Source organism: Halomonas sp. THAF12, from assembly GCF_009363675.1.
Lineage (GTDB): Bacteria > Pseudomonadota > Gammaproteobacteria > Pseudomonadales > Halomonadaceae > Halomonas > Halomonas smyrnensis.
Map to the genome: position 1 here is coordinate 2,537,404 of NZ_CP045399.1, position 25,180 is coordinate 2,562,583.

At 69.7% G+C, this 25,180-nt stretch carries 21 protein-coding genes; 3 read left to right on the top strand and 18 right to left on the bottom strand.

Features of this window, described 5'->3' with window-relative positions; genetic code table 11:
* Positions 1–205 precede the first annotated feature (205 nt).
* The gene (locus tag FIU88_RS11675) at positions 206–1,270 is read left to right on the top strand and encodes an agmatine/peptidylarginine deiminase (RefSeq protein ID WP_152479366.1); all 1,065 of its coding nucleotides are present in this window, start codon (positions 206–208) and stop codon (positions 1,268–1,270) included.
* On the top strand, positions 1,267–2,169 hold the full coding sequence (locus FIU88_RS11680) for a carbon-nitrogen hydrolase (RefSeq protein WP_152479367.1): 903 nt from the start codon (positions 1,267–1,269) through the stop codon (positions 2,167–2,169). The genes FIU88_RS11675 and FIU88_RS11680 overlap by 4 nt, the downstream gene beginning before the upstream one ends.
* 98 nt (positions 2,170–2,267) lie before the next feature.
* Here FIU88_RS11680 and FIU88_RS11685 read toward each other — a convergent pair whose 3' ends face one another.
* The 4 genes from FIU88_RS11685 to FIU88_RS11700 form a co-directional block, all read right to left on the bottom strand.
* Positions 2,268–3,215, bottom strand: coding sequence for a Nudix family hydrolase (locus FIU88_RS11685; RefSeq protein ID WP_026068351.1), 948 nt, complete (start codon positions 3,213–3,215; stop codon positions 2,268–2,270).
* Between the two features lie 94 nt (positions 3,216–3,309).
* Complete coding sequence (gene argJ / locus FIU88_RS11690) at positions 3,310–4,539, bottom strand: bifunctional glutamate N-acetyltransferase/amino-acid acetyltransferase ArgJ (protein ID WP_152479368.1); 1,230 nt, start codon at positions 4,537–4,539, stop codon at positions 3,310–3,312.
* A gap of 66 nt (positions 4,540–4,605) precedes the next feature.
* Entirely contained in the window at positions 4,606–7,338 is a 2,733-nt protein-coding gene (gene secA, locus FIU88_RS11695) for a preprotein translocase subunit SecA (RefSeq protein ID WP_152479369.1), read from the bottom strand.
* A 56-nt stretch (positions 7,339–7,394) separates the two neighbouring features.
* Positions 7,395–7,784 carry a hypothetical protein gene (locus tag FIU88_RS11700; RefSeq protein ID WP_216647275.1) on the bottom strand — a complete coding sequence of 130 codons (390 nt, stop codon included), beginning with the start codon at positions 7,782–7,784 and terminating at the stop codon, positions 7,395–7,397.
* 138 nt (positions 7,785–7,922) lie between these two features.
* Between FIU88_RS11700 and FIU88_RS11705 the strand changes: the two genes are divergently transcribed.
* Positions 7,923–8,348, top strand: coding sequence for a DUF721 domain-containing protein (locus FIU88_RS11705; protein WP_016854382.1), 426 nt, complete (start codon positions 7,923–7,925; stop codon positions 8,346–8,348).
* A gap of 82 nt (positions 8,349–8,430) precedes the next feature.
* Here the strand turns inward: FIU88_RS11705 and lpxC are convergent, their stop codons facing one another.
* The 14 genes from lpxC to ftsL form a co-directional block, all read right to left on the bottom strand.
* A complete protein-coding gene (lpxC, locus tag FIU88_RS11710) occupies positions 8,431–9,342 on the bottom strand; it encodes a UDP-3-O-acyl-N-acetylglucosamine deacetylase (RefSeq protein ID WP_152479370.1) in 912 nt (303 codons plus the stop codon).
* Positions 9,343–9,452: 110 nt separating this feature from the next.
* Positions 9,453–10,658: a cell division protein FtsZ gene (gene ftsZ, locus FIU88_RS11715; protein ID WP_152479371.1), complete on the bottom strand. Its 1,206-nt coding sequence runs from the start codon at positions 10,656–10,658 to the stop codon at positions 9,453–9,455.
* A 34-nt stretch (positions 10,659–10,692) separates the two neighbouring features.
* The gene (gene ftsA, locus FIU88_RS11720; RefSeq protein WP_026068353.1) at positions 10,693–11,985 is read right to left on the bottom strand and encodes a cell division protein FtsA; all 1,293 of its coding nucleotides are present in this window, start codon (positions 11,983–11,985) and stop codon (positions 10,693–10,695) included.
* Between the two features lie 200 nt (positions 11,986–12,185).
* Complete coding sequence (locus tag FIU88_RS11725) at positions 12,186–12,911, bottom strand: cell division protein FtsQ/DivIB (protein ID WP_152479372.1); 726 nt, start codon at positions 12,909–12,911, stop codon at positions 12,186–12,188.
* A gap of 4 nt (positions 12,912–12,915) precedes the next feature.
* Positions 12,916–13,842, bottom strand: coding sequence for a D-alanine--D-alanine ligase (locus tag FIU88_RS11730; RefSeq protein ID WP_152479373.1), 927 nt, complete (start codon positions 13,840–13,842; stop codon positions 12,916–12,918).
* Entirely contained in the window at positions 13,839–15,251 is a 1,413-nt protein-coding gene (gene murC / locus FIU88_RS11735) for a UDP-N-acetylmuramate--L-alanine ligase (RefSeq protein ID WP_152480221.1), read from the bottom strand. The genes FIU88_RS11730 and murC overlap by 4 nt, the downstream gene beginning before the upstream one ends.
* Before the next feature lie 61 nt (positions 15,252–15,312).
* Positions 15,313–16,398: an undecaprenyldiphospho-muramoylpentapeptide beta-N-acetylglucosaminyltransferase gene (gene murG, locus FIU88_RS11740; RefSeq protein ID WP_152479374.1), complete on the bottom strand. Its 1,086-nt coding sequence runs from the start codon at positions 16,396–16,398 to the stop codon at positions 15,313–15,315.
* Positions 16,395–17,639, bottom strand: coding sequence for a putative lipid II flippase FtsW (ftsW, locus tag FIU88_RS11745; protein WP_152479375.1), 1,245 nt, complete (start codon positions 17,637–17,639; stop codon positions 16,395–16,397). Before ftsW ends, murG begins: the two co-directional genes overlap by 4 nt.
* On the bottom strand, positions 17,636–19,042 hold the full coding sequence (gene murD / locus FIU88_RS11750; protein ID WP_152479376.1) for a UDP-N-acetylmuramoyl-L-alanine--D-glutamate ligase: 1,407 nt from the start codon (positions 19,040–19,042) through the stop codon (positions 17,636–17,638). The genes ftsW and murD overlap by 4 nt, the downstream gene beginning before the upstream one ends.
* A 24-nt stretch (positions 19,043–19,066) precedes the next feature.
* Positions 19,067–20,149 carry a phospho-N-acetylmuramoyl-pentapeptide-transferase gene (gene mraY, locus FIU88_RS11755; protein WP_016854392.1) on the bottom strand — a complete coding sequence of 361 codons (1,083 nt, stop codon included), beginning with the start codon at positions 20,147–20,149 and terminating at the stop codon, positions 19,067–19,069.
* Positions 20,150–20,157: 8 nt separating this feature from the next.
* Entirely contained in the window at positions 20,158–21,537 is a 1,380-nt protein-coding gene (murF, locus tag FIU88_RS11760; RefSeq protein ID WP_152479377.1) for a UDP-N-acetylmuramoyl-tripeptide--D-alanyl-D-alanine ligase, read from the bottom strand.
* Entirely contained in the window at positions 21,534–23,042 is a 1,509-nt protein-coding gene (locus FIU88_RS11765) for a UDP-N-acetylmuramoyl-L-alanyl-D-glutamate--2,6-diaminopimelate ligase (RefSeq protein ID WP_152479378.1), read from the bottom strand. The genes murF and FIU88_RS11765 overlap by 4 nt, the downstream gene beginning before the upstream one ends.
* Positions 23,043–23,151: 109 nt before the next feature.
* Positions 23,152–24,858, bottom strand: coding sequence for a penicillin-binding protein 2 (locus tag FIU88_RS11770; protein WP_152479379.1), 1,707 nt, complete (start codon positions 24,856–24,858; stop codon positions 23,152–23,154).
* A complete protein-coding gene (gene ftsL / locus FIU88_RS11775) occupies positions 24,855–25,178 on the bottom strand; it encodes a cell division protein FtsL (RefSeq protein ID WP_152479380.1) in 324 nt (107 codons plus the stop codon). Before ftsL ends, FIU88_RS11770 begins: the two co-directional genes overlap by 4 nt.
* Positions 25,179–25,180 lie beyond the last annotated feature (2 nt).

The following is a 25,180-nucleotide window of genomic DNA, read 5'->3' on the forward strand; positions in this document are numbered from 1 at the left end:
TGGTACGTGTTTTTGGCCGGCCCTGCATCGGGGAGGCAAGGCTTGCACGATGACTGCACCTTGCCGGTTCGCCAACGCGAGACACCACCTGACAGGGGCGCGGCACCCGGCCCCGTCGCCCGGAGAGCCGACGGCCTCGCCGGGCTTGCATCCCGACGCACCGCCCCCTACATTGCGCCGGATTCCTTCATCGAGGAGGCCTGCCATGGCCGTCTGCCTGCTCCCCGAATGGCATCCCCAGGATGCCGTGCAACTGACCTGGCCGGGTCCCGACAGCGACTGGGCGCCGCTGCTGGCGAACATCGAGGCGACCCTGGAGACCCTGGCGGTGGCCATCGCCCGCTACCAGCCGGTGCTGATCGCCGTGCCGGACGACGCCACCCGCCTCCGGCTGGCCGAGGCCTTACGTCATCGCGGCGTGCCCGCCGAGCGCCTGCTGCTCAGGGTCGCCGAAGCCGACGACACCTGGGCCCGGGACCACGGCCCGCTCACCGTCGAGCGCGACGGCGAACTCGTGCTGCTCGACTATGTCTTCACCGGCTGGGGCGGCAAGTTTCCCGCCGGCCGCGACGACAGCCTGACCCGGCGTCTCGCCGCCGACGGCGTCTTCGACGCGCCGCTGGTCTCCCACGACCTGGTGCTCGAGGGCGGTGCGCTGGAGAGCGACGGCCAGGGCACCCTGCTGACCACCGAGGCCTGCCTGCTCAACGTCAACCGCAACCCACACCTCGACCGGGCCGCCATCGAAGCGCGACTGGCCGACGAGCTGGGCGCCGAGCGGGTGCTGTGGCTGGCTCATGGCCATCTGGAAGGCGACGACACCGACAGCCACGTGGACACCCTGGCGCGCTTCTGCGACCCGCAGACCATCGCCTACGTGCGCTGCGACGACGAGGCCGACCCGCACTATCCGGCGCTGGCCGCCATGGAAGACGAACTGCGGGCGCTGCGCCGCGCCGACGGCGAGCCCTACCGGCTGATCCCGCTGCCCTGGCCCGCCGCCTGCTTCGACGCCGAGGACGGCCGCCGCCTGCCGGCCACCTATGCCAACTTCCTGATCATCAACGGCGCGGTGCTGATGCCCAGCTACGGCGACGCCGCCGATGCGCGCGCCCTCGCGGCCCTGGCCGAGGCCTTCCCGGACCGTGACATCGTGCCCATCGACTGCGGCACCGTGATCCGCCAGCATGGCAGCCTGCACTGCCTGACCATGCAGCTGCCCCGCGGCACCCTGGCCGGGGCTCGCCGCCATGAAGGAGAGACATCATGACCCGCACCCTCAAGGTCGGCCTGGTCCAGCAGCCGGCCTGGCCCGACAAGGCCAGGAGCCTGGCAGAGAGCGAGGCCGGCATCCGCGAGCTGGCCGGTGCCGGCGCCCAGCTGGTGATGCTGCAGGAGCTGCACGCCACCCACTACTTCTGCCAGTTCGAGGACACCGCGCTGTTCGATCTGGCCGAGCCGCTGGACGGCCCCACCGGCCAGCGGCTGGCGGCGCTGGCCGCGGAGCTCGACATCGTGCTGGTGGGCTCGCTGTTCGAACGCCGCGCCCCGGGGCTCTACCACAACACCGCCGTGGTCTACGATGGCGGCCGCGGCCGGGTCGGCCAGTATCGCAAGATGCACATCCCCGACGATCCGGGCTTCTATGAGAAGTTCTACTTCACCCCGGGCGATCATGACGCCGCTCGCGAGGAGGGCTTCACCCCCATCGACACCTCACTGGGCCGCCTCGGCCTGCTGGTGTGCTGGGACCAGTGGTACCCCGAGGCCGCACGCCTGATGGCCATGGCCGGTGCCGATCTGCTGCTCTACCCCACCGCCATCGGCTGGGACCCGCAGGACGATGACGACGAGAAGGCACGCCAGCGTGACGCCTGGACGCTGATCCAGCGCAGCCACGCGGTGGCCAACGGCCTGCCGGTGGTGGTGGCCAATCGCGTCGGCCACGAGAGCGACCGTTCCGGGGTGGGCCCGGGCATCGACTTCTGGGGCGGCAGCTTCATCTGCGGCCCCCAGGGCGAACTGCTCGCCCACGCCGGCCAGCAGGCCGAGCGGCTGCTGGTGACACTGGACATGGAGCGCGGCGAGGCGGTGCGGCGCATCTGGCCCTATCTGCGCGACCGCCGCGTCGACGCCTATGGGGACCTGACCCGCCGCTATCGGGACTAGCGGCCAGTCGACTGGCTGACATTGCCTGAAGAAAAAGAAAACCCCGAGGGCTGTCCCTCGGGGTTTTCTTGTCGCCCGGTGCTGTCGCTCGGCGCCGATTACTTCCAGAAGTCGCGGATCGAGGCGATGCCCTGGGCGCCCACGGCGCGGGCGTGATTGGCGTCGAAGCGCGTCATGCCACCCAGCGCGAACACCGGCATGCCGGCGTGCTCGACCAGCTGCTGGAAATCGTGCCAGCCGATCGGCGCCACTTCCGGATGCGAGGGCGTGGTGCGCAGCGGCGACAGGGTCGCGAAGTCACAGCCGACGCGATGGGCCTGATCCAGCTGCTCGCGGTCATGGGTCGAGGCGGAGAGCCACTTGCCCTCGCCCAGCGGACGACGATCGAGACTCATCAGTCGCGCACTGGTCAGGTGGATGCCGTCGGCGTCCACCTCGTCGAGCAGCTCGGGCTCGCCGTTGAGCATCAACCGTGCCCCGTGACGACGGCATACCGCCAGGGCCTGCTCGGCGCGGGCCAGATAGGCCTCGCGGTCCAGCTCCTTGGCCCGCAGCTGCACCAGGCGCACGCCATCCTCGACCAGCGCCCGCTCCAGCCGCGACAGGAAGATCGCCTCATCCTCTTCCTCGGCGCTGATCAGGTACTCGGTGGGCAGCATCACCGCACGCAGGATCGGCACGTTGGCCGCCGGGAAGGGGTAGTTGAACAGCTCGTTCATCGGCACCCAGCGCACCGCCTGGCCCTCGCGCCCGAAGGGCTCGCCGGCGAAGTCATGCACCTGCCAGACATCCAGCAGGATGTGCTTGTCGGTGTACTCGTGATGGATGCGAATCAGCGGCTGGGCGCGACGGATCTCGATCCCCAGCTCCTCGTGCAGCTCGCGCTTGAGGGCCTCGAGACCCGTTTCGTAGGGCGCCAGCTTGCCGCCGGGAAACTCCCAGAGGCCACCTTGATCGACGTTGGACGGGCGCCGGGCGAGCAGCACCTCACGACCGTCCGCGCTGATGATGGCGGCGGCTGCCACATGCACCCTTCTCTTGACCATTGCGTTCATTCACCTTATCCCACTTGTCCCCACGGCGATGGCGCGGGGGGTTACTCTCTTGATGTGGCCCGGGAACGCCGCGGCCCCGCGGCGCTCAGCTGCGGTAATCGGCGTTGATGGCGACGTATTCCCGGGTCAGATCCGTGGTCCAGACGGTGGCGCTGCGCTCGCCGCGCCCCAGATCGATGCGGATCGCGATCTCCTCGCGAGCCATGACGGCACTGCCGGCCTCCTCGGTGTAGCCGGCGGCTCGGCCGCCGTTCTCCACCAGGCGCACATCGCCCAGATCGATGACCACGCGCTCGACGTCGAAATTCTCCACCGGCGCCCGGCCCACGGCGGCGAGAATCCGCCCCCAGTTGGCGTCGCTGGCGGCCAGCGCCGTCTTGACCAGCGGCGAATGCGCCACGGTGAAGGCCACGTCCAGGGCTTCCTGGCGCGACACCGCGCCGTCGACCTGCAGGCCGACGAACTTGGTGGCGCCCTCGCCGTCGCGCACGATGGCCTGGGCCAGCTCGATCATCAGCCGCTCGAGCGCCTCGCGGAATACCGCCAGTCGCTCGTCGTCGTCGATGGCCGCGCCTCGACCGGTGGCGATCAGCATGCAGGCATCGTTGGTGGAGGTATCGCCATCCACCGTGATGCAGTTGAAGGAGCGCTCGACGGTCTCGCGCAGCAGCTCGTCCAGCAGCGCCGGGGCGATGGCCGCATCGGTGGCCACGAAGGCCAGCATGGTGGCCATGTTGGGCTTGATCATCCCCGAGCCCTTGCTGATGCCGTTGAGGGTGACCGCCTCGTCCCCCAGCGGCACGGTCACGCTGGCACCCTTGGGCCGGGTATCGGTGGTGAGGATGCCCTCGCCCGCCGAGGCCCAGCCCGCGGCGCCCTCGTCGAGGCAGCGCAGCGCCTCGGGCAGCCCGCCCAGCAGGCGCTCCATGGGCAGCGTCTCGCCGATCACGCCGGTGGAGAACGGCAGCACGCGGGAGGCATCCACCCCGACCAGGCCGCCGAGCTCGGCACAGGTGGCCCGCGCGTCGCGCAGACCGGTCTCGCCGGTGCCGGCGTTGGCGTTGCCGGTGTTGATCACCAGATAGCGCGGCGTCTCACCGTGCAGGGTGCAGGCCGCCAGATGCTCGCGGGCCACGGTCACCGGCGCGGCGCAGAAGGCGTTGCGGGTGAAGCTGCCCGCCACGGCCGCGCCCTCGGGCACCTCGATCACCACCAGATCACGGCGATCGGCGGTCTTGATCCCGGCCCGGGCCGTACCCAGGCGCACCCCATCGATCACCGGCATCTCGGGAAAGCTTGCTGGGCCCACTGCCATCGTCTGTCTCCTGTATGAATTCGCTTGGCGGGGCCGGCGCGGACGACTCGCCCGGCCCCCGACCGATCAGCTCAGCTTGCCGCAGCACTGCTTGAACTTCTTGCCCGACCCGCAGGGGCACGGATCGTTGCGCCCGACCTTGGGACCTTCGCGACGCTGGGGGCGGGCCTCGCCGGCCGGTGCCGCGGCGGCGGCCGGCTCGGCTTCCGACTCGGCGCCCTCGGGCGCGTCGTGGCGGCTGGCCGCGGTCGCCTTCTCGCGCTCCAGCGACTCGCGGCGCTGCCGTTCCAGGGCCTCGACTTCCTCGGGCTGACGCACCTTCACGTGGCTGAGGATGCGCGTGACATCGGACTTGATGTTGGCCAGCAGCGTCTGGAACAGCTCGAAGGACTCGCGCTTGTACTCCTGCTTGGGGTTCTTCTGGGCGTAGCCACGCAGATGGATGCCCCGACGCAGGTGGTCCATGGACTGCAGGTGCTCCTTCCAGCGGGTGTCCAGCACCTGCAGCATCACCTGCTTCTCGAAGCGGCGCATCAGCTCGGGCCCGGCGATCTCGATCTTCTCGTCGTAGGCCTGGCGATGCATCTCGTGGAGACGCTCGCGCAGCTGATCCTCGTGGAAGCGCTGGTCTTCCTCGGCCCACTGCCGCACCGGCGCCTCGAGGTTGAACTCGGTGCTGAGATGGTCCTCCAGACCGGCCAGGTCCCACTGCTCGGGCAGGCTCTGGGGCGGCACGAACTGGCTGATGCCCTCGTCGAGCACCTCGGCGCGGATGCCGATGACGTTCTCGGAGACGTCGTCGGCGGCCAGGATCTCGTTGCGCTGCTCGTAGATGACACGACGCTGGTCGTTGGCCACGTCGTCATATTCGAGCAGCTGCTTGCGGATATCGAAGTTGCGGCCCTCGACCTTCTTCTGGGCGCGCTCCACGGCGTTGGAGACCATCTTGTGCTCGATCGCCTCGCCGCGCTCCAGGCCCAGCGCCTGCATCAGCTTCTGCACGCGCTCGGAGCCGAACAGCCGCATCAGGTTGTCTTCCAGCGACAGGAAGAAACGGGTCGAGCCCGGATCGCCCTGGCGACCGGAACGGCCGCGCAGCTGGTTGTCGATACGCCGCGACTCGTGACGCTCGGAGCCGATCACGTGCAGGCCACCGGCCGCGAGTACCGCCTCGTGGCGCTCCTTCCACTCGGCCTTGAGGCGCTCGACCTGCGCCTCGCTGGGCGATTCGAGCTGGGCGGCCTCGGCTTCCCAGTTGCCGCCCAGCACGATATCGGTGCCGCGACCGGCCATGTTGGTGGCGATGGTGATGGCCCCGGGACGACCGGCCTGGGCGATGATCTGCGCCTCGCTCTGGTGCTGCTTGGCGTTGAGCACATTGAAGGAGATGCCCGCCCGCTTCATCAGCTCGGCGAGATACTCGGAGGTCTCGATGGAGGCGGTACCCACCAGCACCGGACGGCCGGCCTCGGTCTGGACCTTGACGTCCTCGATGATGGCCTCGTATTTCTCCTCGGCGCTGAGATAGACCAGATCGTTCTGGTCCTTGCGCGCCAGCGGCCGGTTGGTGGGAATCACCACCACGTCCAGGCCATAGATCTGGCGGAACTCGAAGGCCTCGGTATCGGCGGTGCCGGTCATGCCGGACAGCTTGTCGTAGAGGCGGAAGTAGTTCTGGAAGGTGGTGGAGGCCAGCGTCTGACTCTCGCGCTGAACCGTCACCCCCTCCTTGGCCTCGACCGCCTGGTGCAGGCCCTCGGACCAGCGCCGGCCCGGCATGGAGCGGCCGGTATGCTCGTCGACGATCACCACCTGACCGTCGCTGACGATGTAGTCGACGTCACGCTGGTAGAGATGGCGGGCCCGCAGTGCCGAGTGCATGTGCTGCAGCAGATTGAGGTTCTGGGCGGCATAGAGGGAGTCCTCCTCGCCCAGCAGCCCCTCGCCGCGCATCAGCTGCTCGACCTTGTGGTGACCGCCCTCGGTGAGCTCGACCTGTTTCTGCTTCTCGTCGAGGGTGAAGTCACCGCTCTCGGGGTCTTCCTCGTCGGTGCAGACCGTGAGATCGAGGGCCAGCCGGTCGACCACCTTGTACAGCTCGGTGTTCTCGTCCACCGCACCGGAGATGATCAGCGGCGTGCGCGCCTCATCGATCAGGATGGAGTCGACCTCGTCGACGATGGCGTAGTGCAGCCCGCGCTGAACCTTGTCCTCCAGCGAGAAGGCCATGTTGTCGCGCAGGTAGTCGAAGCCGAACTCGTTGTTGGTGCCGTAGGTGATGTCGCAGGCGTAGGCCTCGCGCTTCTCCTCGGGCGTCTGGCCGGCATAGATGGTGCCGACGGTCAGGCCGAGGAATTCGTAGAGGGGACGCATCCAGTCGGCGTCGCGGCGGGCCAGGTAGTCGTTGACCGTGACCACGTGCACGCCCTTGCCGGGCAGGGCATTGAGATAGACGGCCAGGGTCGCGACCAGGGTCTTGCCCTCGCCGGTCTTCATCTCGGCGATGCGACCGCCGTTCAGGGTGATACCGCCGATCATCTGGACGTCGAAATGCCGCATGCCCATGATCCGCTTGCTGGCCTCACGCACGGTGGCGAAGGCCTCGGGCAACAGGGCATCGACGCTCTCGCCGGCGGCCAGGCGTTCGCGGAAGTCGGCGGTACGCGCCTGCAGCGCGGCGTCGTCGAGGGTCTCGAGATCCTTCTCGAGGGTGTTGATGCGGGCCACGGCGCGGCCCATGCGCTTCACTTCACGGTCGTTCTTGGAACCGACGACCTTGCGTAACAGGTTGTTGATCATGAAGGGTCCATCGCTGGGGTGCTCAAGACCGGGCCTCGTGCCCGGTCGCTCGTCGTTCAGGCGAGAAGCACCCGCGGCGGCCCGCGGCGGGTCAGGACATCGTGGGCCGCCACGGCGCGCTGCCGCGGGGCGACGATGGGCAGCCGCAGCGCGAGTCGTCCGGCACGGCGGGGAAGCGGGCGGGTCGGCCAGCGACGCCGGGCACGCCGACGAGCCTGGAGTCGCGAGCTGGCCCGGATCAGCGCCGGCGCCAGGATGCAGACCTGGATGACGCGCTCGACCGGCGTTGCCGCCCCGAGCGGCGACAGCCCCGCCGGCAGCAGGCAGCCCACCAGCAGACCCGCCAGCCACCAGCGTGGCGGACGACGACGCTCCGGCGTACGGCGAGGCGTCGAGCCAGGCTCGACGGACGCTGCCGGTGCTGTCTGCGCGGTAAGACTGGCCATGCTGTCGAGGGACTCCCGTGCCTGTGCTAGGCTCATGCGTTCCAAGGCCGTCGACGCCACGTCGACGATTCCCCACCCGGGCCGGACCCGAGAATCAAGCTGATGAGTATAAAGGTTAAGCGCAGGCGAGCCCAGCCCATGACCCAGGTGCTGAACGGCCGCGGGGAGCTGGGCAACCTGATGCGCCGGGCCCGGCTGATCGAGCAGGCCCAGCAGCACCTGCGCGATCATCTGCCCGCCGAGCTCGGCGAGCACCTGTTCGTGGGCGGTTTCCATGAAGGACGGCTGACGGTGATCACCGATCGCGCCGTATGGCTGACCCGACTGCGCTACGAACAGTCACGGCTGCTGTCGCTGCTCCACGAGCTGCCGGGGTTCGCCGCGGTGACCGGCTTCGACTTCAAGGTCCGCCCCGTGCGCCCGGCCAAGGTGCCACCGCGCCAGACGCGTCACCTGCCCGCCCGGGCCGCCGACGAGCTCTCGAGCTGCGCCGCCGACGTCGAGGACCCGAAACTCAGGCGCGCCCTGGAACGCCTCGCCTCCCACGCCGAACGCGAGCCCTGACGCCCCGACCGCCTGCCCGCCAACGAGAAAGGCCCGCCAGATGTCTGGCGGGCCTTTCTCTGCAGGGCTCACGGGCGAGGCGTCAGGCCATGGCCGGCGCGGCGTAGGAGATCGGCGCCTTGGCGGCTTCTTCCTCGAAGGTGACGATTTCCCAGGCGTCCTGATTCTCCATCAGCGCGCGGCACAGCTGGTTGTTCAGCGCATGGCCGGACTTCACGCCGCGGAATTCGCCGATCAGGCTGTGGCCCAGCTGATAGAGATCGCCGATGGCGTCCAGCACCTTGTGCTTGACGAACTCGTCGTCGTAGCGCAGGCCACCCTCGTTCACGATCCGGTAGTCATCGACCACGATGGCGTTGTCGAGGCTGCCGCCCAGGGCCAGATTATTCGAGCGCAGGTACTCGAGGTCGCGCATGAAGCCGAACGTCCGCGCCCGGGACACCTCCTTGACGAAGGAGGTGGTCGAGAAGTCGACCTCGGCGCTCTGCTTCTGGGCCTCGAACACCGGATGATCGAAGTCGATGGCGAAGGAGACCTTGAAGCCCTGATGGGGCAGGAAGATCGCTTCCTTCTCGCCGTCGCGCACCACCACTTCACGCTTGATGCGAATGAACTTCTTGGCGGCGTTCTGCTCGGCGATACCGGCGGACTGGATCAGGAACACGAAGGGACCGGCGCTGCCGTCCATGATCGGCACCTCGGGGGCGCTGACGTCGACGTAGGCGTTGTCGATGCCGAGGCCGGCAAGCGCCGACATCAGATGCTCGACGGTGGCCACCTTGACGCCGTCCTTGGACAGCGCGGTGCACAGCGTGGTGTCGGTGACGCTGTCGGCACTGGCCGGAATCTGCACCTCGGGATCCAGGTCGGTGCGCACAAACACGATACCGGTATCGACCGGTGCCGGCCGCAGGGTCAGGTAGACCTTCTTGCCGGAGTGCAGGCCGACGCCGGTGGCGCGGATGACGTTCTTCAGTGTGCGTTGTCTGATCATGGGCAGTCGCCAGGCTCGGTGGTTATCAAACACCGTTCACTATAACACCGAACGCACGTTTCAACAAAAACAACGTGCGTTCGATGTGCCTATGCGAACGATAGCGGCGCTCAATCGGCCTGGCGACGCAGGAACGCCGGAATGTCCAGGTAATCGTCGAGCTCCTGGGACTTGCGCGGTTCCTGCTGGGGCCGCGAGGACTCCTGAGGCTCGGCCTTGGAGGCCGCGGCCGAGCCGCGACCCGCCGCAGGCGCCTGCTGCTGCGGACGGCTCGCCGCCGCCGGCTGGCGCTGGCGATAGTCGCCGCCGCCGCCCGCCTCGCGGCGCGAGCTCTGGCTGGCCGCCGCCGGCTGACGCTGGCCGTCGAGACCGGCGGCCACCACGGTGACGCGCAGCTCGTCGGTCATCTCCATGTCGATGGAGGTACCCACCACGATGGTCGCGTCCTGGGAGGCGAACTCCTGGACGGTGGCACCGACGTCATTGAACTCGCCGATGGACAGGTCCGGCCCGGCCGTGATGTTGACCAGGATGCCGCGAGCGCCATGCAGGTCGATGTCTTCAAGCAGCGGGCTGCGGATCGCCTTCTCGGCGGCCTCGCGGGCGCGGTTCTCGCCGGTGGCGCCGCCGGTGCCCATCATCGCCATGCCCATCTCGGACATCACGGTGCGCACGTCGGCGAAGTCGACGTTGATGATGCCGGGGCTGGTGATCAGCTCGGCGATGCCCTGCACCGCCCCCAGCAGCACGTCGTTGGCGGCGCTGAAGGCGGTCAGCAGGCTGGCACTCTTGCCGAGCACCGAGAGCAGCTTCTCGTTGGGAATGGTGATCAGCGAGTCGACGTGCTCGGAGAGCTCCTTCATGCCCTCTTCGGCCGAGCGCATGCGCTTGGGCCCTTCGAAGGGGAAGGGACGCGTGACCACGGCCACGGTCAGGATGCCGAGCTCCTTGGCGACCTGAGCGACCACCGGCGCACCGCCGGTACCGGTGCCGCCACCCATGCCGGCGGTGATGAACACCATGTCGGCACCATGAAGGAGCTCGGCGATGCGCTCGCGGTCCTCCATGGCGGCCTGACGGCCGACCTCCGGGTTGGCGCCGGCGCCGAGCCCCTTGGTGATTTCGCTGCCGAGCTGGAGAACGGTCTTGGCCGCCACCCGCTTCAGCGCCTGGGCATCGGTGTTGGCGCAGATGAACTCGACGCCCTCGATGCTGCTTTCGACCATGTGATTGACGGCGTTGCCGCCACCACCGCCGACACCGATGACCTTGATGACTGCACTGCTTGAGGGTGCACTGTCTACCAGTTCGAACATTAGCCCCGTCTCCTGGACCGCGATCGCGGCCCTGTCAGAAATTTCCTTTGAACCAGCCCTTGAGCTTTACCAGCGCCGGAATCCCTTCCCCTGCTCCGCGCCGGGAGGCGTCCCCACGCCTCGGCTGCGCCGACATGCCACTGCCCGACGTCTCTTGTTGGCCGTGCCCCTGACGGGCCTCGTTTAAAGCGTAATGTAGCAAACCGACCCCCGTCGAATAAATCGGATTGCGTACCACATCGGCGAGCCCTCGCACGTTCTGGGGACAGGCGATTCTCACCGGCATGTGAAAGATTTCCTCGGCCAGCTCGACGACCCCTTCCATGCGCGAGGTGCCGCCGGTCAATACCACACCGGCGGCCACCAGGTCCTCGAAGCCGCTGCGCCGCAGCTCGTCACGCACCAGGGTGAAAAGCTCCTCGTAGCGAGGCTCGACCACTTCGGCCAGCGACTGCCGGGACAGGTCCCGGGCCGGCCGGTCGCCGACGCTGGGGACCTTGATCATCTCGTCGCTGGCGGCCATCTGGGTCAGCGCGCAGGCATACTTGACCTTGATTTCCTCGGCATGCTGGGTCGGCGTGCGCAGCGCCATGGCGATGTCGTTGGTGACCTGATCGCCGGCGATGGGAATCACCGCCGTATGGCGAATGGCGCCCTCGGTGAAGACCGCGATGTCGGTGGTGCCGCCGCCGATGTCGACCATGCACACACCGAGTTCGCGTTCGTCCTCGGTGAGCACCGCGTGGCTGGAGGCCAGCTGCTCGAGGATGATGGCGTCCACGTCCAGCCCGCAGCGGCGCACGCACTTCTCGATGTTCTGCACCGCGTTGAGCGCCGCGGTCACCAGGTGCACTCGAGCCTCCAGGCGCACACCGGACATGCCGAGCGGCTCTCGAATGCCGCCCTGGGTGTCGATCGCGAACTCCTGTGGAAGCACATGCAGCACGCGCTGGCCCTCGGAAATGGCCCGGGCCCTCGCCGAATCGATGACGCGCTCGATATCGGCGGGCGCGACTTCACGCTCCTTGATCGCCACCACGCCATCGGAGTTCATCGAGCTGATATGACTGCCGGCGATTCCCACGTAGACGGAATGGATGTCACAGCCGGCCATCAGCTCGGCCTCTTCCACGGCACGCTGGATGGACTGCACCGTGGATTCGATGTTGATCACCACGCCCTTTTTCATCCCGCGGGAGGGATGAGAGCCGATGCCGGCAATCTCGATGCCGCCATCATCGGTGGGTTGACCCACGATCGCCACGACCTTGGATGTTCCGATATCCAGCCCGACTACCATATTGGACGCATTGGATGGACCTGACATGAGTCGGGAAATCTCCTCGCGCTGACCCGCTTGGGGAAATTAAGCATTAATAATAAAAAAAACCTGGGACAATTATAGGAACAACTTCCCGTGCTCCACCAGCCCAGAGCGAAAAACATCCGTCACGATACGGCGATTTTGCACTAAAAGGAACACCCGCGAGACGCTTCAATCCATCACATGGCGTTCGCCGATCGCCCTCAACTTTCCTTAGCACCCTCTTCATCGACCGGCTCGCTTTCACCGTGCCAGGCCACCGACACGCCGTTCGGATAGCGCAGGTCGATGTAGCGAATATGCGACGCCACCGGATCGAACTCCCGATCCCAGGCCGCCAGGAAGCGAGCCAGTCGGGGCTCGCGATTGCTGCGCCCCAGCATCACCCAGATGCCATCATCGGTCTGCAGCCGCCAGGCACCGCGATCCTCGAGCCTCAGCTGGCTGATGGACAGCCCGTGCTCGGCCAGCTGTGCGCTCAGGGTATCGTGATAGGCCAGCACCTCCGCGCCGCTGCCGGACGGCCCGGCCAGATGCACCAGCCCCTCCGGCGCCGACAGCGGGGCGAAGGTGAAGGGCTCGCCGGCCGGGTTGAGCAGTTGCTCATCGTTCCAGCGCGCCACCGGTACCTGCTCGACCAGCTCGAACACCAGCGCATAGGGCCATTCGCGACGAATGCGCACCTCGCTCAGCCAGCCGATGTTACGGGCCTGTTCGCGCAGCTCGCCGATGTCTGCCGACAGCCAGGTCTGGCCCCGCACCAGCGGCGCCAGCTTGCCACGCAGATAGTCGGCGCTGACCAGTTCCAGGTCACCGCGGATCGAGACGCGTTCGACCGGGCGGTCGAGCCACAGCCACAGCGCACGGCCGCCGGCGCCGAGCACCAGCAGCAGCAGCAGGACGCCGGCCAGGCTTCCGCGACGCGCCATGGCCTCAGGACCGCCCGGCGGTGTCGAGGATGCGCCGCACCAGCGCATCGAAGTCGATGCCGGCGTGGGCCGCGGCCTGAGGCACCAGGCTGTGATCGGTCATGCCGGGCACGGTGTTGACCTCGATCAGCCAGAAACGGCCTCCGGCATCGCGCATCACGTCGACGCGCCCCCAGCCATCGCAGCCGACGGCAAGGAAGGCCTCACGGCTCAGGTCGGCGAGCCGCGCCTCGTCCTCGGCCGACAGCCCGCAGGGCAGGTGATAGAGGGTCTCGTCGGAGAGGTACTTGGCCTCGTAGTCGTAGAAGCCGTTCGGCACCTCGACCCGGATCGCCGGCAGCGCGCTGTCGCCCAGCAGCGTCACCGTGTATTCCTCGCCGCTGACGAATCGCTCGGCCATCACCCGGGCATCGAAGCGGGCGGCGTCGCGATAGGCCGCCTCGAGCGCCTCGGGGCTCTCGACGATGGTGATGCCAAGGGTCGACCCCTCGTGCACCGGCTTGACGATCAGCGGCAGCCCGAGCCGCTCGGCCACCGCGGCCCAGTCGGCGTCGGGGCCGAGCATCTCGCTTTCCGGCGTCGGCAGTCCCAGGGCCTGCCAGACCAGCTTGGTGCGCTGCTTGTCCATGCCCAGCGCCGAGGCCAGCACGCCGCTGCCGGTATAGGGAATGCCCAGCAGCTCGAGCGCCCCCTGAAGGGTGCCGTCCTCGCCGCCGCGCCCGTGCAGGGCGATGAACACGCGGTCCGGCTTCAGCGCCTCGAGACCGGCCAGCCCGCCCTGCTCGGCCGGGTCGAAGCCGATCGCCTCGACGCCGCTGCGCTCGAGCGACTCGAGCACCGCCGCCCCGCTCTTGAGCGACACCTCGCGCTCGGCGGAGTCACCGCCGTAGAGCACCACCACCCGGCCCAGGCCGGTCACGTCGGTCGTCATAGCGTCACCTCGTCGAGCGCCAGACGGGCGTCGGCCAGCCGCTGGGCGATGCCGCCCACGTCGCCGGCGCCCTGGGTGATCAGGATGTCGCCGGGGCGCAGCACCTTGGCCAGCAGCCCCGGCAGTTCGGCCTTGTCCTGCACGAAGATCGGATCGACCTCGCCCCGCTGGCGGATCGAGCCGGCCAGGCTGCGACCGTCGGCCCCGGGCAGCGGCGTCTCGCCGGCCGCGTAGACATCGAGCAGCAGCAGGGTATCGACCCCGGCCAGCACGCGCACGAAGTCCTCGTAGAGGTCACGGGTGCGGGAATAGCGATGCGGCTGGTAGGCCATCACCAGGCGGCGGTCGGGCCAGCCGTCGCGCACCGCCTGGATGACCATCTCCACCTCGCGGGGATGGTGGCCGTAGTCGTCGACCAGCATCACCTCGCCGTCGCCGGCCGGCGTCGGGAAGCTGCCATGGACCTGGAAGCGACGGCCGACGCCGGCGAAGCTCGCCAGGCCGCGCAGGATGGCGTCGTCATCGACCCCGGCGTCGCTGGCCACGGCGATGGCGGCCAGGGCGTTCAGGGCGTTGTGACGCCCCGGCATGGCCAGCCGCACCGGCAGCGGTGCCAGCCCCTCCGGCCGCCGCGCGGTGAAGCGCACCTCGCCGGCCGACTGGGAGAAGTCCTCGATGCCGTAGTCGGCGTCGTCGCTGAAGCCGTAGGTCACGAACTGACGATTGACCCGCTCGAGCAGCCCGCGCACGTTGCCGTCGTCGATGCACAACACCGCCAGGCCATAGAACGGCAGGTTGTGCAGGAACTCGACGAAGGTGTCCTTGAGGCGCTCGAAGTCACCGCCATAGGTCGCCATGTGATCGGCATCGATGTTGGTGACGATGGCCACCATCGGCTGCAGGTGCAGGAAGGAGGCGTCGGACTCGTCGGCCTCGGCCACCAGGTAATCGCCCTCGCCCAGCCGCGCATTGGTGCCGGCGCTGGTCAGCTTGCCGCCGATGACGAAGGTCGGATCCAGCCCGCCCTCGCCCAGCAGGGTCGCGGTCAGGCTAGTGGTGGTGGTCTTGCCGTGGGTGCCGGCCACGGCGATGCCGTGGCGGAAACGCATCAGCTCGGCCAGCATCTCGGCCCGGCGCACCACCGGCACACGGTGCTCCTGGGCCCAGCGCACCTCGGGGTTGGTCGGGTCCACCGCCGTGGAGACGACCACCACATCGGCCTCACGGGCGTTCTCCTCGGCGTGGCCGATCGCCACGCGAACGCCGCAGGCGCGCAGGCGCTCCACCACCGGCGAGGCCTTGAGATCGCTGCCGCTGACCGCATAGCCCTCGTTGGCCAGCACCTCGGCGATGCCGCACATGCCGGCGCCGCCGATGCCGACGAAATGAATGCGCCGGATGCGACGCATGCCCAGCCCGCGCCCGAGGCGCGGGGGCGTGGCTTGGCCGGGAACCGGCCCCAGGGTCTGATCACTCAAAAGCTGTCTCCATGCAACCGGCCACCAGCCGCTCGACGGCATCCAGATGGGCACAGCCTCGCGCCTCGGCGGCCATGGTGGCAAGCGTGTCGGGGTCGAGCAGCGCCGCCAGCCGATCGGCCAGCGTCGCCGCAGTCATCTCGGATTGAGGCATCAGGGCAGCGGCGCCCTGCTCGACCAGGGCCGCCGCATTGGCGGTCTGGTGATCGTCCACCGCGTGCGGGAAGGGCACGAACAGCGCCGGCTTGGCCGCCGCCGCCAGCTCCGCCACGGTCAGGGCACCGGCCCGGCATACCACCAGGTCGGCCCAGTCGTAGGCCTCGGCCATGTCATCGATGAAGGCGCTGACGTCCGCCTCCACGCCCTGTTGCGCGTAGCCCTCGCGGGTCGCCGCGTCCTTGTCACGGCCGGCCTGATGACGCACCTCGGGCCGCTCGGCTTTCGGCAGTCGGGCCAGCGCCTCGGGCATGCCACGGTTGAGCGCCAGCGCGCCCAGCGAGCCGCCGACCACCAGCAGGCGCAGCGGACGCGCGCGCATCGTCTCGGCGCCGCGCGGGGTCTCGCCGATGGCGGCGATGTCGTCACGCACCGGATTGCCGACCACCTCGGCGCGGCCCGGGAAGGCCTGGGGAAAGGCCGCATAGACGCCGCGCGCCATTCTCGCCAGCACGCGGTTGGTCAGCCCGGCCACGGCGTTCTGCTCGTGGATCACCAGCGGCCGGCGCGCCAGCCAGGCGGCCAGCCCCCCCGGGCCGCTGGCGAAGCCGCCGAGGCCCACCACCAGCTGGGGATCGAAGTCGCGTATCACCCGGCCGGCCTGTCGCACCGCGCCGATCAGCCGCCAGGGCGCCATCGCCCAGCCGGCCAGCCCGTTGCCGCGCAGGCCGCTCACCGCGATACGATGCAGCGGCAGGCCGGCCTCGGGCACCAGCCGGTTCTCGATCCCGCGCGGACTGCCCAGCCACTCGACCTCGACCCCGCGGGCCTGCAGCGCGCGGGCCAGCGACAGGGCCGGGATGACGTGACCGCCGGTGCCGCCGGCCATGATCAGGGCGCGCCGCCCTTCGCGTCGACTCATGATTGCGTTCCTTTGCTCTTGCCCGGGGTGCTGTTGGCGGCAGCGCGCTTGCCGGAAGCCCGCCCGCCGTCGCGGGATGCGGTCGGCTTCGCCCGGCGCACCGCCTGGCGAGTCTCGATGTCGGCCCGCAGCAGCATCGCCACCATGATGCAGCTCACCATCAGGCTGGAGCCACCGTAGCTGAGCAGCGGCAGCGTCAGGCCCTTGGTGGGCAGCATGCCGCTGCTGACCGCGATGTTGATGAAGGCCTGGGCGCCGATCACCAGGGCGATGCCGTAGCTGGCATAGGCGGCGAAGGCCAGCCCGGCCAGTTCGGCGCGCCGCCCTACCGCCATGGCGCGCCACACCAGCAGCGCAAACAGGCCGATCACGCTGATCGCGCCGACCAGGCCCAGCTCCTCGGCCAGCACGGCGAACACGAAGTCGGTGTGTGCCTCTGGCAGGTAGAACAGCTTCTGCACGCTGTTGCCGAGCCCGGTACCCAGCCACTGGCCGCGGCCGAAGGCGATCAGCGCCTGGGTGAGCTGGTAGCCGCTGGCGAACTGATCGGCCCAGGGGTCGACGAAACTGGTCAGGCGCGCCATGCGATAGGGCTCGGCGATCGCCACCACGGCGCCGAGGGCGGCGACCAGCACCATCAGCAGCAGGAAGCGGCCCCAGGGCGCCCCGGCCATCAACAGCATGCCCATCACGCAGCCGGTCATCACCACCACGGCGCCGTAGTCCGGCTCGAAGATCAGCAGGGCGCCGAACAGGGCCAGCACGGCCAGCGGCCGCAGGAAGGCGCCCCACTCGCGGCGCACCTGGGGCAGGAAGCGCTCCAGGTAGCCGGCCAGATAGGCGATCAGACACAGCTTGGCGACCTCGGAGGCCTGGAGGTTGAACGGCACACCGGGGAGCGACAGCCAGCGCTTGCTGCCGTTGACCTCACGCCCGACCACCAGCACCAGCATCAGCAGGGCGAGCCCGACCAGCAGCAGCAAGGGCCCGTTGGCCTTCCACCAGGCCAGCGGCACGCGCAGCGCCAGGGCGCCGATCACCAGCGAGCCGAGCAGGAAGGTGCCGTGACGCAGGCTGAAGTACCAGGCATTGCCGGTGAGGCTCGAGGCCACCTCACTGGAGGCCGAGGTCACCATCACCCAGCCGATCAGCAGCAGCGCCAGGGCGGCGATCACCAGCCAGCCGTCGAAGGGCTGATCGGCGGTGGAGAGCCGTTCGCGTAGACGGGCCAGGCGGCTCATCGGTGTGTCTCCTGCACCAGGCGCGCCACGCCGGCCCGGAAGGCCTCGCCGCGGACCTGGTAGTTGGGGAACTGGTCGAGGCTCGCGCAGGCCGGCGACAGCAGCACGCAGTCGCCGGGGGCGGCGATCTCGGCGGCCCGCCGCATGGCGGCCTCGAGGTCATCGACCCGGGTCAGCGCCACGGCGCCGTCCAGCGCGGTCGCCAGACGCTCGGCGTCGCGGCCGAACAGGATCGCCTCGCGGCCGTGGCGGGCCAGCGGTGCCGCCAGCGGCGTGAAGTCGGCGCCCTTCCCTTCCCCGCCGGCGAGCAGGATCACCCGGCCGGACAGGGTCGGGCCGAGCCCGGCGATGGCGGCCAGGGTCGCGCCCACGTTGGTGCCCTTGGAATCGTTGATCCAGCGCACCCCGCCCGCATCGGCGACCAGCTCGCCACGGTGTGGCAGGCCGGGGAAGCGCTCGAGCACGCAACGCATGGCGGCGAGTTCGAACCCGAGGCGATGCCCCATGGCCAGCGCCGCCAGGGCATTGGCCTGGTTGTGGCGCCCCGGCAGGCGCACCGCATCGGCCGGCATCAGCGGCACGGCGCCGTGCATCAGCCAGTCGCGGGGGCCGCTGCCGTCGTCATGGTCGGCGATGCCCCACTCATCCGCCTCGGCCGCCGCACCGAACGCAGGCGACGCCGTGGTGAAGCGATCGAGGGCCGGCGGCGGCGTATCCGGCCAGGTGGCCGGATCCTCGGCGTTGACCACGCCATGGCGCGCGCCGCGGAAGATCGCCTGCTTGGCGGCGCGATAGCCGGCCAGGTCGCCGTGGCGGTCCAGATGATCCTCGGACAGGTTCAGGAAGGCGACGGTCTCGGCGCCGAGGCGCGGCGTGGTCTCGAGCTGGAAACTGGACAGCTCGAGCACGTAGAGCTCGGCGTCGGCCCGCTCGACGAGCAGGTCCAGCGCCGGCGTGCCGAGATTGCCCCCCACCGCCACGCGACGGCCGGCCTCCTCGGCCATCTCGCCGAGCAGTGTGGTCACGGTGGACTTGGCGTTGGCACCGGTGATGGCGGCGATGGGCGCGCGCGCCGCGCGCACGAACAGCGCGATCTCGCCGACGACGAACGGCTCACCGGATTCGCCGAGGCGCCCGGCCAGGGCATCGAGCCCCGGGCTTGCCGGATCGACGCCGGGGCTGACCACGACCTCATGGGCATCGAGCATGTCCAGCTCGGTCAAGGGGCCGCAGTGCACCGCCACGCCCGGATGCGCGGCGTGGAAGTCGTCCAGCCCCGGCGGCGCGGCGCGGGTGTCGGCGACCATGAAGGGGCGCTCGAGACGTTGCAGGTGGCGACAGATGGCGCGCCCGGAGATCCCGAGCCCCACCACCAGCGTCATCCCCTGGGGCACCTTGACCATCAGCGGCTCCTCAGCGATTCGGCGTCAGCGGATCTTCAGGGTCGCCAGACCCAGCAGCACCAGCACCACGGTGATGATCCAGAAGCGCACGATGACCCGCGGCTCCGGCCAGCCCTTGAGTTCGAAGTGGTGGTGCAGCGGCGCCATGCGGAAGATGCGGCGTCCGGTGAGCTTGTAGGAGCCCACCTGCAGGATCACCGAGACCGTTTCCATGACGAAGATACCGCCCATGATGAACAGCACCACCTCCTGGCGCACGATCACCGCCACCACGCCCAGGGCGGCGCCCAGCGCCAGGGCGCCCACGTCGCCCATGAAGACCTGGGCCGGATAGGTGTTGAACCACAGGAAGCCGAGGCCCGCGCCGGCGATGGTGGCGCAGAACACCGCCAGCTCGCCGGCACCGGGAATCATCGGGATCTGCAGGTACTCGGCGAACACCGCGTTGCCGCTGGCGTAGGCGAACACCGCCAGCCCCATGGCCACCAGCACGGTAGGCATGATGGCCAGGCCGTCCAGGCCATCGGTGAGGTTCACCGCGTTGGAGCTGCCGACGATCACCAGGTAGGTGAGCACGATGTAGAACAGCCCCATCTGCAGCACGAAGTCCTTGAACAGCGGCAGGATCAGGCTGGTCTCCACCGGCGAGGCGGCGGTGACGTAGAGGATCACCGCGGCGGCCAGGCCGATCACCGACTGCCAGAAGTATTTCCAGCGCGCCGGCAGGCCGCGGGGATTCTTCTCCACCACCTTGCGGTAGTCGTCGACCCAGCCGATGGCCCCGAAGCCCAGGGTCACGCCCAGCACCACCCATACGTAGTGGTTGCGCAGGTCGCCCCACAGCAGGGTGCTGATGGCGATCGCCATCAGGATCATGGCGCCGCCCATGGTCGGGGTGCCGGCCTTGGAGAGGTGCGACTGGGGGCCGTCATCGCGCACCGCCTGGCCGATCTGGCGCTCCACCAGCCGGCGGATCACCTTCGGACCGAGCCACAGGCACAGCACCAGGGCGGTCAGGGTGCCCAGGATCATGCGCAGGGTCAGATAGTTGAAGACGTGAAAGGCGCTCTGGTATTGCGCCAGCAGTTCAGCCAGAAAGAGCAGCATGTAATGCCTTACCTTGATGCATCCGGACACAGCGCCGACACCACGGCTTCCATGCCGGCACTGCGCGAGCCCTTGACCAGTACACTGGCCCCTGGCGGCAGATGATGGAGGACGTGGCGCGTCAGCGCCTCCCGATCGTCGAAATGACACCCCCCGTCGCCGAAGGCGCGGCTGGCCGGCCGCGCCGCCTCGCCGAGGGTGCCGAGAAAGTCGATGCCGAGCTCGCGCGCGTGGCGACCCACGGCTTCGTGCAGCGACGCCGACGCCTCGCCCAGCTCGCCCATGGCGCCCAGCAGGCACCAGCGCGGCCCCGGCAGGCTGGCCAGCAGATCGAGGGCCGCCTTCACCGCGCCGGGGTTGGCGTTGTAGGTATCGTCGAGCAGCCGCGCGCCGTTGACGCCTTCCGCCACGCTGAGCCGCCCCGGCATCGGTGCGACCGTCTCGAGTCCGGCCAGCACGTCGTTCGGGGCGAGGCCCATGGCCAGCGCCGCACCGGCCGCCGCCAGGGCGTTGGCCACGTTGTGGCGACCGAGCAGGGCGAGCTGGACGCGCCCCAGTTCGTGATCGTCGTGAAACAGCGTGAAAGCATAGCGTCCGAGCGGATCGCAAACCAGTGTCTCGGCGCGCAGACGCGCCGGCCCTTCCACGGCGAAATCCAGCACTTCCCGCGGGGCCGCGAGGCTCGCCCAGCTGGCGAAGTAGCGGTCGTCGCGGTTGAGCACCGCCACCCCGTCGCCGGGCAGCGACATCAGGATCTCGGCCTTGGCCTGGGCGATCCGTCCCGGCCCGCCGAACTCGCCCACATGGGCGCCGGTGACGTTGGTGATCACCGCCACCCGTGGCTCGGCCAGGCTCGCCGTCCAGGCGATCTCGCCCAGATGGTTGGCCCCCAGCTCGACCACCGCCTGACGGTGCTCGGCGCACAGCTCGAGCAGGGTCAGCGGCGCGCCGATATCGTTGTTGAGGTTGCCCCGGGTGGCCAGGGTCTCGCCGCGACGGGCCAGCAGCGCGCCCAGCATCTGCTTGACCGTGGTCTTGCCGCTGTTGCCGGTCACCGCGACCAGCGGGCCGCCCCAGGCGCGGCGCCGGGCGCGACCCAGCAGGCCCAGCGCCAGGCGGGCATCGGCCACCACCAGCTGCGGCAGCGGGTCATCGACGCGACGCTCGACCACCGCGGCCACCGCCCCCGCCTCGCGGGCCTGGGCGATGAAGTCGTGACCGTCGAAGCGCTCGCCGGTCAGCGCCACGAACAGCGCCCCCGGGCCCAGGCGGCGGGTATCGGTGACGATCTCGCCCACCGACCGCTCGGCGTCCACGCCGGCGTCATGCTCGGCGAGGCCGAGCGCCGTCGCGACCTCGGCCAGGGTGTCGAGACCGACGCCGCTCATGCCTCGCCCTCCCGGCGGGCGGCCAGCCCCGCCTCGGCCTCGGCGAGGTCCGAGAAGGCATGGCGCACGCCGTCGATCTCCTGGTAGGCCTCGTGGCCCTTGCCGGCGATCAGGATCACGTCCTCGGCGGCGGCCTCGCGGATGACGTCGCGGATCGCCCGGGCGCGGCCGTCGACCACCTCGGCGCTCTCGCGGCCGGCCTCGGACAGCCCCTGCCGCATCGCCTCGCGGATCGCCGCCGGCGCCTCGGAGCGCGGGTTGTCATCGGTGATCACCAGCCGGTCGGCATGGCGCTCGGCGGCGGCGGCCATCAGCGGGCGCTTGCCCGCATCGCGGTCGCCGCCGCAGCCGAACAGGCACCACAGCCGGCCGCTGTCGGGCAGGTGCGCGCGCAGCGCCTGAAGCGCGTTTTCCAAGGCGTCCGGGGTGTGGGCATAGTCGATCACCACCGTGGGCGCCCCCTCGCCGACCAGCGCCTGCATGCGCCCCGGCACCGGCGCGAGATCGGCGGCGGCCTCGAACAGCGCATCGATCTCCTCGCCCAGGCCGTGCAGCGTGGCGATGGCCAGCAGCACGTTGGTCAGGTTGAAGCGGCCCATCAGCGGCAGCGTCAGCACGCGCTCGCCGTCGGGGGTGGCGATCAGCGCGCGCTGACCCTCGCCGTGGGGGATCCAGTCCACCACGCGCAGGGTCACGGCCTCGTCCTCGCCCACCGCGAGCACGCGCACGCCCTCGCCCAGCCCGGCCAGCATCAGCCGGGCCAGCGGATCGTCGGCGTTGACCACCGCCAGTTCGAGCTCGCTGCGACGGAACAGCCGCGCCTTGGCCGCGGCATAGGCGGCCATGCTGCCGTGATAGTCGAGATGGTCGCGGCTCAGGTTGGTGAACACCGCGGCGCGGAAGCGACAGGCATCGAGCCTCCCCTGCTCCAGCGCATGGGAGGAGGCCTCCATGGCGACCCGCTCGAGGCCCTCGCCGGCGAGTTCGCCGAGGGCGGCCTGCAGCGCCAGCGGCCCGGGCGTGGTCAGACGCCCCTCGACGAGCGCGCCGGGGCGCCCGTGCCCCAGGGTGCCGACCATGCCGGCCGGCCGGCCGAGGCGTTCGCTCAGGGCGGCGATATAGTGGGTCACCGAGCTCTTGCCGTTGGTGCCGGTGACGCCGACCAGCTCGAGGGCCTCGGGCACGCCGAACAGGTCGCGCCCCAGCTCGCCGAGCCGGGGGCGCAGGTGCGGCAGCGCCACCACCCGCGGATCATCCGGCAGCGTCGCCGCCCCGTCATCATGGGCCAGCACCAGGGCGGCGCCGGCCTCGAGGACGGCGGCGATGTAGTCGCGGCCGTCGCCCGAGACCCCGGGCACGGCGAAAAAGACATCGCCGGCAGCGAGCTCCCGGCTGTCCAGGATCAGCCGCGGCCGTGCGGGCAGCGCGAGCTCGGCCAGGGCTTCGCGCCGGCCGGGCCAGTGCGCGGTCAGCGCCTCGATCAGGCGCTCGGCGGTCACGTCCATGGGCTCTCCTTTCTCTCAACGGTCGGGCGGTAGACGGTCTGGCGATAGCGGTTTTGACGGTAAAAGAGGCAGCGATGGCCGATCCCGCGGCCGGCGGCTGACGCGCCGCTCATGAGTCCTCGTCCAGCTGATCCGGCGGCACGTCCAGGATACGCAGGGCGTTGCCGGCCACCCTGGAGAACACCGGCGCCGCCACGGCGCCGCCGTAGAAGGCATCGCCCCGGGGCTGGTCGATCATCACCACGGTGATCAGGCGCGGATCGGAGACCGGTGTGATGCCCACGAACAGCGAACGATAGGCGTTCTTCTCGTAGCCGCCGCCGCCGCTCTTGCGCACCGTGCCGGTCTTGCCGGCCACGCTGTAGCCGGGCACCAGGGCACGCCGCGCGCCGGTACCCGGCTCCACCACCCGATCCATCATGCCCAGCACGCGGTCGGCGACATCGGGCTCGATCACCGGCTCGCCGACCGGCGGCCGGTTGAGACGCAGCAGCGACGGCGGCAGCCGCTCGCCGTGGTTGGCGATGGCGGTGAAGGCACTGGCCAGCTGCAGCGCCGACACCGACAGGCCGTAGCCGTAGGACAGCGCCGCCCACTGGCTGCTGGACCAGACCTGGGGCGCCGGCACGCTGCCCCCCGCCTCGCCGGGGAAGCCGGTGCCCGGCACCTGATCGAAGCCCAGCGCCCGATAGCGCTCGGGCACCACCGGATCGTCGAGCTGCAGGGCCAGCTTGGACATGCCGATGTTCGAGGACTTCTCGAGGATGCCGGACAGGGTCAGCTCGCCGTAGTTGGCGACGTCCTTGATGGTGTAGCCGTCGATGACCATCCAGCCCGGCGAGGTGTCGATCACGGTGTCGGGCGGGAACCGGCCGGTCTCGAGCAGCGCCGACATGGCCAGCGGTTTCATCACCGAGCCGGGCTCGAAGACGTCGACGATGGCGCGGTTGCGCAGCCCGCCGGGGTCGAGGCCGGCCCGATTGTTGGGGTTGTAGGACGGCTGGTTGGCCATGGCCAGCACCTCGCCGGTCTCGGCGTCGAGCATCACCAGCACGCCGCCGTCGGCGTCGTTCTCGTCCACCGCCGACTTGAGCTCGCGATAGGCCATGTACTGCAGGCGCTGGTCGATGGCGAGCGTCAGGTCGCCACCGGGCTCGGCTTCCTTGAGCACCTCGAGGTCGCGCACCAGGCGCCCGCGTCGATCCTTGAGCACCCGACGACGGCCCGGCTCTCCGGACAGATAGGACTGATAGGCGAGTTCCAGCCCCTCCTGCCCGTGATCGTCGATGTTGGTCACGCCGATCAGCTGGGCGATCACTTCCCCGGCCGGATAGTAGCGCTTGTATTCGGCCCGCTTGCGCACCCCGGGGACGCGCAGGTCGAGCACTTCCTGGGCATCCACCGGCGTCATGCGGCGGCGCAGGTACATGAACTCACGATCGGCATAGCGCTCGATGCGCGCGTTCAGGGCCTCCGGATCCTGCCCCAGGGCCTGGGCCAGGCGCAGCCGCTGGATGCGGTCGTCGGGCAGGTCCTGGGGATTGGCCCACAGCGTCACCACCGGCGTGGAGATCGCCAGCGGCTCGCCGTGGCGGTCGGTGATCATGCCGCGGTGGGCGGGAATGGGATCGACGCGCAGGGTGCGGGCATCGCCCTGCCCCTGCAGGAAGGTGCGGTCGAAGACGTGCAGGTCGACGATGCGCCCGGCGAGCAGCGCCAGGCCGATCAGCACCAGGCCCAGCATCACCCGATAGCGGGCCTGGCCCATGGGCGACGGGGCGTGACGCACCTTGCCGCGACGTGGCGTGGCGCTCATGGTCGGATGACCTCGACTTCATCGATATCGGGCAGGCGCATCTCGAGCCGGTCGCTGGCCAGCCGTTCGATGCGCGACGGCGAGGACCAGGCGCTCTCCTCGAGCAGCAGCTGGCTCCACTCGGTCTGCAGCTGCTGGTGCTCGCGCTCGAGCTGCTGCAGCTCGGCATACTGGCCGCGCGTGTGGTGACTGGTGGCGATCACCGCCAGGGCCGCGCCCAGGCAGGCGACCAGCAGCACGGCATTGAGCGCCAGCCCCAGGGTCGGGCGAAGGCGCAGCGGCCAGGCGAAGGAGGAGGTGGCGTCGCGTCCTTGAGCCATGC